Source organism: Achromobacter ruhlandii (assembly GCF_002082135.1).
Lineage (GTDB): Bacteria > Pseudomonadota > Gammaproteobacteria > Burkholderiales > Burkholderiaceae_B > Achromobacter > Achromobacter ruhlandii.
In genome coordinates this window covers 3,116,357-3,128,540 of sequence record NZ_CP017433.1, presented here as the reverse complement: position 1 = coordinate 3,128,540, position 12,184 = coordinate 3,116,357, and the positions used below count along the sequence as shown (strand labels likewise).

Genomic DNA, 12,184 nt, shown 5'->3' with positions numbered 1-12,184 from the left:
GCGACGTCGCCGCGCGGCGGCGGGCTCAAACGAGCCAGCCCAGCCCCCAGCCGGCCGCCGCGGCGGCCAGCACCACCCAGAGCGGCGACCAGCGCGCGTAGACCAGCAGGCCGAACAGCGCCAGCGCCAGGGCGAAATCCGCCTTGCTCGATATCGCCTGGGTCCAGACCGGGTCGTACAGCGCCGCCAGCAGGATGCCGACCACCGCCGCGTTCACGCCCGCCACCATGTTGCGCACGCCGGGGCGTCGCCGCAGGCTTTCCCAGAATGGCAGGGCCGCCGCCACCAGCAGCGCGCCCGGCAGGAAGACCGCCGCCAGCATGAGCAGGCCGCCGGCCCAGCCCGACAGCGGGCCGGACGAGGCCGCGCCAAGGAAGGCGGCAAAAGTGAACAAAGGCCCCGGCAGCGCCTGCGCGACGCCATAGCCCGCGAGAAAATCCGCGCTGGGCACCATGCCCCCGCCCACCGCGGCCGTTTCCAGCAGCGGCAGCACCACGTGGCCGCCGCCGAACACCAGCGCGCCCGCGCGATAGAAGCCCGCCAGTTGCGCCGCCAGCGGCGTGCCCGACAACTGGGCCCACAGCGGCAGCGCCGCCAGCAGCAGCCCGAACAGCGCCAGGCAGGCATAGCCGGCGGCGCGCGACGCGCCCTGCGTCCGATTGGCCAGCAGGGGCCGCGGCGGCACTTGCAGCAGCGCGGCGCCGGCCACCGCGCCCAGCAGGATCGCGCCGACCTGCCCCAAGGTGGTCGGCAGCGCCACCGTCACCAGCGCGGCGACGATGGCGAGCCCGGCGCGCGGCCGGTCCGGACAGAGCGAGCGCCCCATGCCCCACACCGCCTGGGCGATGACCGCCACCGCGGCCACCTTCAGGCCATGCACCGCCGGCATCGCCGCCAGCCCGCCGAACCGCGCCAATCCCAATCCCAGCAGGATCATCGCCACCGCCGACGGCAGCGTGAACGCCAGCCAGGCGGCCAGCATGCCGGCCCACCCCGCCCGCCTCAGCCCCAGCGCCATGCCGACCTGACTGCTGGCCGGGCCGGGCAGGAACTGGCATAGCGCCACCAGGTCGGAAAAGGCGTAGTCGTCGAGCCAGCGGCGGCGATCAACGAATTCCTCGCGGAAGTAAGCCAGGTGCGCCACCGGGCCGCCGAACGCGGTCAGCCCCAGCCGCAGGAAGGCCAGGAACACCTCCATACAGGAACTGCGCGTGGCCGGCGCGGCCTCGCTGGCGGCCGGTTTGCTGGCCACATGTTCATCGTGGAAAGGCGGTTGCTGCGGCATGGGACGGGACACTCGAAAACGGGCGGCGCCCCTGGATCCCGGAGCGCCATCAGTCAAGCTTATAGCCGGGCGGCGTCGGCGTTTCAATCGCCCCGCCGGACGGGGCCGGCTGAAATGCTGCATGAATTTTCACAATTTCCATACAAATACCGTCGGATCGCCACGGTCCTGCCCGGTAGCATACGGCAGCCCACGCGGTGGATCGGCGCGCCCGGACGGCAGATGTGCGGCCCACGCGCCCACAGGAATCCCAGCATGCTCAAGTTCACGATCCGAATCTTCGTGGTCGCCGCCATTGCCTACATCGCCGCCTCCCAGCTGGTCAACCGCAGCCTGGGTTATCTGCTCGAATCGGTCAGCGCCGATCTGTCCTACCAGGCCGTGCGCGGCCAGATGTACGCACTGCACAAGGAACTGGATCCGATCGAACCCGAGTCCCGCGCGGCCTTCATCCGCGACTCGCTGCGGCCCCACTACGGCCTGGAACTGAAACTGGTTACGCCGGAGCGGATCGAAGCCACCGCGCAGGAAAAGCAGGACCTGGCCACGCGCGGCTTCATCATGCGCGATGAATACAACACCTATCTGGCCCCCTTGCCCGGCGAGCCGCGGCAGTGGCTGGAGATGCGCCTGCCCGGCGAACCGACGCTGGAAAAGTGGATCACCTGGGGCGCCTGGCTGGCGCTCAGCATGGTGCTGGCGGTGGTGCTGCTGGTGCTGTGGGCGCTGCCCGTGTGGCGCGACCTGGACGCCTTGCGCAACGCCACGCTGCGCATGGGCCAGGGCGATCTCGGCGTGCGGGCGCGACTGTCGCATTTCTCCGGCATCCGCCACGTCGGCGAGAGTTTCAACCAGATGGCCGAGCGCATTTCCGCCCTGGTGGAAAACCAGCGCAGCATGACCAACGCCGTCTCGCACGAACTACGCACGCCGCTGGCGCGGCTGTCGTTCGAGGTCGACATGCTGGGCCAGGAAAAATTCCAGGCGCGGCGCGAGCAGATCCTGCACGACATGCGCACCGATATCCACGAGCTGGAAACCATGGTCGACGAACTGCTGGTGTACGCGCGGCTGGAACGCCCCGCCGACGACGTCGTCAAGCAGGAAACCGTGGACGTGCGCGACTGGCTCGGCGAAGCGCTGGCGCAGGTGGCCCACCAGGCGGATGCGCGCGGCGTGCATTGCCATGTGCGCGACGGCCTGCCGGCGCATGTGCAGCTGCATCCGCGCTACATGAGCCGGGCCCTGCTCAACCTGGTGCAGAACGCCGTGCGCTATGCCAGCGCGCGCATCGAGATTTCGCTGACGAGCTGCCCCGCCGGCGGCTACGAGCTGATCGTCGACGACGATGGCCCCGGCGTCGCGCCCGCTGACCGCGAGCGCATTTTCGAACCCTTCATCCGCCTCGACGAAAGCCGCGACCGCGGCACCTGCGGCGCCGGCCTGGGCCTGGCCATCGTCAAGCGCGTCGCCGCCAGCCACAAGGGCACCATCGAGGTGCGCGAAAGCCCATTGGGCGGTGCGCGCTTCATATTGCGGTGGATGTCCTCCCCTCTCGCGGCGGACTGATTCGCACGGCGCATGGCGCCATACCGGAATAGCATCCGCGCCGTTCCTATAATGCCGCCCGGCCGTTGCAATACGCAGGAATTGTTGCATTCGCGCCGTCTGAAAAATCGTCGACGCTACCCCGCGCGATTATTCAAAGATTTGCGATTTATTTGGCACCAAGGCTTCCTAATGACGCCAATCGGCCAGCAAGAATCACTCCCGCCCACCTTCAAGATCAGCGTCAAATCAGATTTTCAAAAATCCCACGCCCTGAAAATAATATTTAATGACGGATTTTAAATAAAAATAGGCGCATTTTCGGTGATTTTAAGGGAATAAACAAAATATCCAAGTGTACTAAAACCTGTCATTTTTGAGCGAAACTCATTTCTCGATGATTATTTCCAATGATATTTGCCATAAGTAATTTTAGTATCTATTTGAAAGTTTCAACGTGAGAGGATTAGTCTAATTTCAGTAAATAACAGTTACTATTTACGCAAAATTCTTAAAGATCATCTCGTCAGATTCCTTTCAAACTGACTGCAGGTTTAAAAGCGGCACCCAATAAAACCACCGCCGCTCGCGCTTCCCGATGTGCAGCAATCGCCTTTTCCAGGCACCGGGCAGATTGGCGATCCGGTGCTCCAGGAAAGGCCCATTGTGTTTCTGGAGCTGAGATGAAACCTGGCCACCGGCATGGCTTTTCTTCCTTTTCCCTCAACTACGCGTGGCAGGCACTGATTCTGCTGCTGGCCCCGGTTCCCGCCACGTTGGCGTGTACCACCTCCGGCACATCGATCCTGTGCAACGACGCCGTCGTACTGCTCCCGATTCCCAACATCAACACCGTCAACAGCAGTGTGAACGGCGCCTCGGTGCTGGTCACCGCCAGCGGGCAGTCCTCGTCCGCCATCATCGGCCCGTCGATCACCTTGAGCGGCAAGAACACCAGCCTGACCAACCAGGGCACCGTCGACCCGGGCCTGGGGCTGGGCGGACTGCTCAGCCTGGGCGCGACCGGCGCTCAGCTGGGCAACACCACCAACGGCGGTTCGGTGGTCGTCAACAACAGCGGGCTGCTGCGCGGCACCGGCCTGTCCGTGCTGGGCCTGCCGCTCCTGACCGGCGTGGGCGGCGCCGCGCTGGTGGCCATGAGTGACGCCACCGGCACCATCAACATCACCAATACCAACCTCATCGAGATCCGTCCGGGCCTGCTGCCCGACCTGACCGCGCTGCTGAGCAGCCCCGTGCTCGTCGCCTATGGCGGCGCGCCGATCGCCGTGACCAACGCGGCCGGCGCCGTCATCAACGGCCGCGTCGGCCTGGGCCGCTCCGTTTCCGGCAACACCTTCACCAATGCCGGCACCATCAACGGCAGCGTAAGCATGGGGGTCAACAGCACCAACACCTTCACCGCGGTGACCGGCTCGTCCGTCAGCCAGGGCGGCGCCACCAGCATCGGCGTGGGCGCCAGCCTGAACGGACTCGGCGCGAGCGTGGCATTGAATTTCTCGGCGCTGGGCCTGGTCGACGGCGGCCTGGGCGGCAACAACACGCTGGTGCTGCAGAACCCGGGCGCCAGCGGCGTCAGCGGCAGCGGCACCGCCAGTTCCGCCACCTACATCAACTTCAACAACCTGATCGTCAACGGCGGCACCTGGAACGTCAGCGGCCCACTGGTGGCGGCGCAGGCCACGCTGAATGGCGGCCTGGTCAATTTCGACAACGCGGGCGCCTTCGGCAGCGGCACGCTGACCGCCAACGGCGGCGCCATCGCCAGCACGCAGGCCTTGTCGCTGAGCAATGCGATCGCGCTCGGCGTTAACGGCCTGGGCATCCAGGGCGCCAACGACCTGACACTGTCGGGCGCCACCAGCGGCGCCGGTTACCTGGACAAGTCGGGCGCCGGCACGCTGACGCTCAACGGCGCCAACGCCCACACCGGCGGCACGCGGCTGGGCGGCGGCACACTGGTCCTGGGCACCAATACCGCGCTCGGCCTGGGCGACCTGGCGATCTATGGCGCCGCCACGCTGCAAGCCGTGGGCGCCACCAGCATCGGCAACAACATCGGCCTGGGCGGCACGCTCGCCCTGGCCAATACCGGCAACCTGGCGTTGACGGGCAACCTCACCGGCGCCGGCACGCTGGTCAAGAACGGCGCGGGCATACTGACCCTGAGCGGCGCCAACAGCCACGCCGCGACCCAGATCAACGCGGGCGGCCTGATCGTCGGCAGCAACAGCGCGCTCGGCAGCGGCGCGCTGACCGTGAATGGCGCCGCCAGCCTGGCCTCGACCGCCTCGATGGCGCTGCAGAACGCCATCGTGCTGAACAATACGCTGACACTGAACGGCGCCAGCGACCTGACCCTGAACGGCCTGCTCAGCGGCGCCGGCGGTTCGCTGGTCAAGAGCGGCGCGGGCGCGCTGACGCTCAATGGCGCCAACACGTTCGGCGGCGGCGCCACCCTCAGCGGCGGCAGCGTGAACGTCGGCAGCAACACCGCCCTGGGCAGCGGCGGCGTCACCGTCAATGGCGCGGTGACCCTGTCGAGCCTGGCCAACAACATCGCGCTCTCCAACACGTTCGCCTTGAGCAATGCGCTGACCATCGCCGGCGGCAACAACCTGACGCTCAATGGCGCCCTGTCCGGCGCCGGCGGCTCGCTGGTCAAGACGGGCAGCGGCACCCTGACGCTCAACGCCGGCAACACCTTCGGCGGCGCCACGCTCAATGGCGGCGCCATCGTGGCCGGCGCCAACAATGCCCTGGGCACCGGCAGCGCCGTGGTGCAGAGCGCCACCGCGCTCGACGCCGGCGCGGCCGTCAGCCTGGGCAACCAGTTCGTGCTGAACGACAACCTGTCGGTGCGCGGTTCGCAGGACCTGACACTAGCCGGCGCCCTCTCGGGCAGTGGCCAGTTGATCAAAAACGGCGGCGCCAACCTGACGCTGGCGACCCAGAACACGCATAGCGGCGGCGTGCTGCTGAACGCCGGCACGCTGACGCTGGGCAACGGCCAGGCGCTGGGCACCGGCCTGCTGGACGTACAAGGCGCGGCCACGCTGGCCGCGGGCGGCCTGAGCGTGGCCAACAACATCCGCCTGGGCGCGGGGCTCGGCCTGAACACCGGCAGCCAGGGGCTGACGCTGTCCGGCGCGCTCAGCGGCGCCGGCGGCCTGACCCTGAACGACAACGGCATCCTGACCCTGTCCGGCAACAACAGCCACGCGGGCGGCGTCACGCTCAATGCGGGCACCCTGATCGCCGCGAGCGACACGGCGCTGGGCAGCGGCCAGCTGAGCATCGGCGGCAACGCCACGCTGCAAAGCACCGCCAATCGCAACTTCACCAACACTGTCGCGCTCAACGGCAACCTGACCGTCGACAGCGGCAACAACATCGGCCTGTACGGCGCCATCAACGGCGCGGGCAATCTGATCAAGAACGGCGCCGGCACCCTGACGCTGACCGGCGCCAACAGTTTCGGCAACACCACTATCAATGCCGGCGTGCTGCAGGCGGGCACCGGCAGCCTGGGCGCCAGCGTGCTCAACAACAGCAAGCTGGTGCTGGCGCAAGGCGCCAACGCGACTTACAGCGGCGCCATCAGCGGCAGCGGCAGCGTCGACGTGCTGGGCAACAACACCACCCTGATCCTGAACGGCAGCAACACCTTCACCGGCGGCCTGAACCTGCTGTCGGGCACGGTCGAAACGCGCGGCGGACAGGCGCTGGCCGACAACCTGGCCGTCAATCTGGCGGCCGGCACCACGCTGCGGCTGACCGACAGCGAGACGTTCGGCTCGCTCAGCGGCGCAGGCAATCTGGCGCTGGGCGCCAGTGCCACCATGCAGATGGGGCAGAACAACGCCGACTCCGTCTTCGGCGGCGTGCTCAGCGGCGCCGGCAATATCGTCAAGAACGGCACCGGCGCGCTCACGCTGTCTGGCGTGAACACGCAGACCGGCCTGTTCAACGTGGCCGGCGGCAGCCTGAGCGTCACCGGCTCGCTGGCCAGCTCGCAGGTCAACGTGGGCGCGGGCGCAAGCCTGGGCGGCACCGGCAGCGTGACCGGCGTGGCCAACATCGCCACCGGCGGCGCGCTGACGGGCACCACCGGCCAGACGCTGACGCTGGGCGGCCTGAACATGAGTTCCGGGTCGCAATTCAATGTGTCGCTGGGCGCGCCCACGCCGCAGGCGCTGGTGCAGGTCAATGGCAACGTGACACTCAACGGCAATCTCAACGTGACCGACAAGGGCGGGTTCGGCGTCGGCGTGTATCGCCTGCTGGGCTATACCGGCACGCTGACCAACAATGGCCTGGCGCTGGGCAGCCTGCCGCCGGGCACCCTGCCCGCCAACCTGCAGATCCAGACGGCGGTGAACCAGCAGGTGAACCTGGTGGTGGCCGCGGGCGGCAACAACGTGCAGTTCTGGAACGGCGCCAAGACCGCCGCCGACGGCGTGCTGGCCGGCGGCAGCGGCGCCTGGGTGGGGGGCCAGACCAACTGGACCGATCAGTCGGGCAACCTGTCACAGGCCTGGGGCGGCCAGTACGCCGTGTTCGGCGGCGCCGCCGGCGGCAACGTCGCCCTCACCGGCGACCAGGCCGTGACCGGCATGCAGTTCTTCACCGATGGCTACACCCTGACCGGCGGCGGCCTGCAACTGGCGCCGGGGCCGAATACGTTCCGCGTCGACCCGACCATGACCGGCACCGTCAACAGCGTCATCAAGGGCGCCGGTCAATTGCAGAAGCGCGACCTCGGCACGCTGGTGCTGGGCGGCGCCAACACCTATACCGGCGGCACGTTGATCAGCGAGGGCGTGCTCCAGGCCAGCGCCGATAACAACCTCGGCGACGCGGGCGGCGCGCTCGGCTTTGCCGGCGGCACGCTGCGCGTGACGGGCACCGGCTACACCGGCACCAGCCGCGCCATCGACGTCGGCGCGGGCGCCGGCTTCGACATCGCCGACGCCGGCAATGTCTTCACGCTGAACCAGGCCCTGACCGGCGCGGGCCGCGTCACCAAGCTGGGCGCCGGCACCCTGGCGCTGGGCGGCAGCAACAGCGCCATCGGCGGCGTCACGCTGGCGGCCGGCACGGTGTCGGTCGGCAACAATACCGCGCTGGGCAGCGGTTCATTCAACATCAACGGCTCGGGCGCGCTGGACAGCACCGCCACCGTGACGCTGGCCAACGATGTCTTCATCGGCGCCGGCAACACGCTGACCCATCTGGGCTCGAACGACCTGACGCTCAACGGCATCGTGGCCGGCACCACCGGCGCCCTGGCCAAACAGGGCAACGGCACGCTGACGCTCAATGGCGCCAACAGCTATGCCGGCGGCACCACCCTGTCCGCGGGCGCGATCCGCGTCGGCAGCAACACCGCGCTGGGCACGGGGCTGCTGACCGTCGCCGGGGCATCGAGCCTGCTGTCCGACGGCAGCGTCGCCCTGGCCAACAACGTGGCGCTGGGCGCCAACCTGACCACGGGCGGCAGCGGCAACCTGACGTTGAACGGCGCCCTCGGCGGCGCCGGCACCTTGATCAAATCGGGCAGCGGCACGCTCACGCTGAACGGCATCAACACCCATGCCGGCACCCAGTTGAACAGCGGCACCCTGCTGCTGGGCAACAACCAGGCGCTGGGCCTGGGCCCGCTGGCCGTCAATGGCAATGCCGCGCTCGATGGCGGCGTCGATCTGACGCTGGGCAACGCCATCACGGTGGCCAGCGGCGCCAACCTGACGCTGGCGCAGACGCACGACGCCATCTTGTCCGGCGTGATCGATGGCGCTGGCGGCCTGATCGCGGGCGCGGCCGGCCGCAGCCTGACCCTGACCGGCGCCAACACCTACCAGGGCGGCACGCAACTGAACGGCGGCAGCCTGGTGGTGGGGTCCGGCACGGCGCTGGGCTCGGGCGCGCTGCAAGTCAACGGCGCGGCCACGCTGGCCGGCGCCGCCGGCGGCCCGGCCATCGCGCTGGCCAACAATGTGACGCTGAACAATGCGCTGACCGTCAACGGCGCGCGCGACCTGACCTTGTCCGGCACCATCGATGGCGCCGGCTCGCTGCTCAAGAGCGGCACTTCGACCCTGACGTTGAACGGCGCCAACACTTACCAGGGCGGCACCACCCTGGCCGCCGGCGCCCTGCGGGTCGGCAATGGCGCGGCGCTGGGCAGCGGCGACCTGACGGTCACCGGCGCGGCGACGCTGGGCTCGACCCAGGCCGTCACGTTGAACAACAACGTGACGCTGAACCAGGGCCTGGCGCTGGATCTCACCAACGACCTGACCCTGGCCGGCGCGATCGGCGGCGCCGGCGGCCTGAACGCCAGCGGCGCTGGCACCCTGACGCTGGCCGGCGCCAACACATTCGGTGGCGGCACCCAGGTCAACGGCGGCACCCTGGTGGTCGGCGCCAACACCTCGCTGGGCAGCGGCGCCCTGACGGTCAACGGCGCCGCCACGCTGCAGGCGCTGACCGGCGTGACGCTGGCCAACAACGTGACCCTCAACGGCAGCGCGTTGACGGTTTCCGGCGGCCAGGACGTGGCGCTGAGCGGCATCGTCGCGGGCGGCGGATCGCTGGTCAAGCAAGGCGCCAACACGCTGACGCTGAGCGGCGCCAACACCTTCCAGGGCGGCGTCACGCTGGCGCAAGGCGGCTTGCGCGTGGGCTCGGACCAGGCCCTGGGCAGCGGCATGCTGACCGTGGCGGGCGCCTCGACGCTGACCAGCACCCAGGCCGTCACGCTGGCCAACAACGTCGCGCTCAACGGCGGCAACCTGACCGTGGGCGGTGCCAACGACGTCACCCTGGGCGGCACCGTCAGCGGCGCCAACGGCCTCGTCATGAACGGCAGCGGCACCCTGACGCTGTCCGGCGCCAACAACTACGCCGGCGGCACCACCCTGGCCAGCGGCACGCTGGCCGCCAACGGCAATACCGCACTGGGCAGCGGCGCCCTGACGGTCAGCGGGGCGGCCAACCTGACCGCCGCCGACGGCGTCACGCTGGCCAACAACGTCACGCTCAACAACACCCTGACCGCCACCGGCGCGGGCAACTGGACCCTGGCGGGCGTCATCGGCGGCGCCGGCGGCCTGATCAAGCAAGGCAGCGGCACACTCACCCTGACGGGCGCCAACACCTATACCGGCAACACCCAGCTCAACGCGGGCGGCCTGACCGGCGACAGCGGCAGCATCCGCGGCAACGTCGCGACCGCCGCCAACACCACCCTGACCTTCAACCAGAACGCCAATGGCACCTTCGGCAATGTGCTGTCGGGCGCGGGCAACCTGGAGAAGACCGGCACGGGCAGCCTGACGCTGAGCGGCAGCAACACGCTGTCCGGCGGCATCGGCGTGGCGCAAGGCACACTGGTCGCGGCGGGCGGCAACGCCATCAGCTCGGCCTCGGGCGTGCGCATCGACAGCGGCGCCACGCTGCAACTGACCGGCGCCGAATCCATCGCCAGCCTGACCGGCAACGGCGTGCTGCAGGCCGACGCCAACGTCTCGCTGGGCAGCGCCAGCGACAGCCTCTTCGGCGGCGTGCTGGCCGGCGCCGGCAACATCACCAAGACCGGCACCGGCACCCTGACGCTGGGCGGCGCCAGCACCAACAGCGGCGCCTTCAATATCAACGGCGGCACGGTCAACCTGACCGGCTCGCTGGCCAACGCCAACGTCAACGTCAATGGCGCCGGCTCGACGCTGACCGGCAGCGGCACGGCCAGCGGCAACGTGTCGATCCTCAATGGCGGCAGCCTGTCGGTCAGCTCCGCCAACCCCGGCGGCCTGACCCTCGGCTCGCTCACGGTCGACGGCAGCTCCAGCATCGACGCACTGCTGGGCGCGCCCTACTCTGGCAGCCTGGTCAACGTGCACGGCGATGTCACCCTCAACGGCAAGGTCAACGTTACCCAGGCGCCCGGCTTCGGCGTGGGCGTCTATCGCATCGTCACCTACAGCGGCAACGGCAACACCGCCGGCCTGGCGCTGGGCACCGGCGCATCGCCGAACCTGAGCCTGCAGACCGGCATCACCGGCCAGATCAACGTGCTGAACCAGTCGAGCGCGGGCGAGATCCAGTTCTGGCAAGGCGGCAATGGCGCCTGGACCACCGCGGGTACCACCTGGCGCAACGCCACCACGCTGGCGGCCGAGGCCTGGGGCGGCAAGTTCGGCGTGTTCCAGGGCAACGCCGGCACCGTCACGGTCGCCGCCAACCAGCAGTTCCAGGGCCTGCAGTTCTCGACCGACGGCTACATCGTCACCGGCGCCGGCGGCCTCACCGCGCAGGCCGGCAGCGACGGCGTGGCGACCCTGCGGGTCGAGCCCAACGCCACCGCCACGCTCGACACCGTGCTGGGCGGCAGCGTCGATATCGCCAAGCGCGATGCCGGCACCCTGATCTTCACCCAGGCCAACACCTATGTCGGCAACACCCGCCTCGAAGGCGGCGTGCTGCAGATCAGCGCCGACAACCAGCTGGGCAACGCCGCCAACGGCGTCGTCTTCGACGGCGGCACACTGCGCTACGCCGGCACCGCGCCGGGCGCCACGAGCCGCGCCTGGACCCTGCAAGGGGCCGGTGGCGTCGACGTGGCCGATGCGGCCGCGGTCTACACCGTCAACGGCGTGGTGTCCGGCACGGCCCCGGCCGGCACGCTGACCAAGACCGGCGCGGGCACCCTGGTGCTGAACGGCGCCAACACCTATGTCGGCGGCACCCAGTTGCAGGCCGGCACCCTCAAGGTCGGCAACAACACCGCGCTCGGCACCGGCGCGCTGACGGCCGCCGCCGGCACCACGCTGGCCAACGACACCGCGCTGACGCTGGCCAACAATGCCGTGCTGCAGGGCGACCTGACGGTCCAGAGCAGCCAGGCCCTGACCTTGGGCGGCAACCTGTCGGGCGCCGGCGGCCTGGTCAAGACCGGCACCGGCATCCTGACGCTGGCGGGCAACAACAGCTATCAGGGCAATACGCAGCTGACGGCCGGACAGATCACCGTCGGCAGCAACACCGCGCTGGGCACCGGCAGCCTGATCGCCGCCGACGGCACGCAGCTCGATGCCGGCGCGGCGACGCAACTGCAGAACGCCGTTGTGCTCAACGGCGCGCTGACCTTGCCGGGTTCCAACGACCTGACCCTGGCGGGCGCCGTCAGCGGCGCCGGCAGCCTGGTCAAGAATGGCGCCAGCACGCTGACGCTGGGCAACGCCAACAGCTTCGGCGGCGGCGTGCAGCTGAACGGCGGCACGCTGGCGCTGGGCAACAACGGCGCGCTGGGCAGCGGCACGCTGACGA

Annotated in this window: 3 protein-coding genes; 2 read left to right on the top strand and 1 reads right to left on the bottom strand. The window is 69.1% G+C overall.

Going from position 1 to position 12,184, the window contains the following annotated elements:
- Positions 1–25: 25 nt before the first annotated feature.
- Positions 26–1,285 carry a chromate efflux transporter gene (gene chrA, locus AruCF_RS14050; RefSeq protein WP_080977415.1) on the bottom strand — a complete coding sequence of 420 codons (1,260 nt, stop codon included), beginning with the start codon at positions 1,283–1,285 and terminating at the stop codon, positions 26–28.
- Between the two features lie 255 nt (positions 1,286–1,540).
- Here chrA and AruCF_RS14045 point away from each other — a divergent pair, with 255 nt between their 5' ends.
- A complete protein-coding gene (locus AruCF_RS14045) occupies positions 1,541–2,854 on the top strand; it encodes an ATP-binding protein (RefSeq protein WP_083036784.1) in 1,314 nt (437 codons plus the stop codon).
- A gap of 662 nt (positions 2,855–3,516) precedes the next feature.
- Positions 3,517–12,184, top strand: an 8,668-nt coding sequence (locus AruCF_RS29165; protein ID WP_174655158.1) for an autotransporter-associated beta strand repeat-containing protein, incomplete at its 3' end; no start/stop codon positions are given.

Bases quoted from the DNA above. Each gene is read 5' to 3' on its own strand.
- chrA (WP_080977415.1), bottom strand. From the start codon at position 1,285: ATGCCGCAGCAACCGCCTTTCCACGATGAACATGTGGCCAGCAAACCG.
- AruCF_RS14045 (WP_083036784.1), top strand. From the start codon at position 1,541: ATGCTCAAGTTCACGATCCGAATCTTCGTGGTCGCCGCCATTGCCTAC.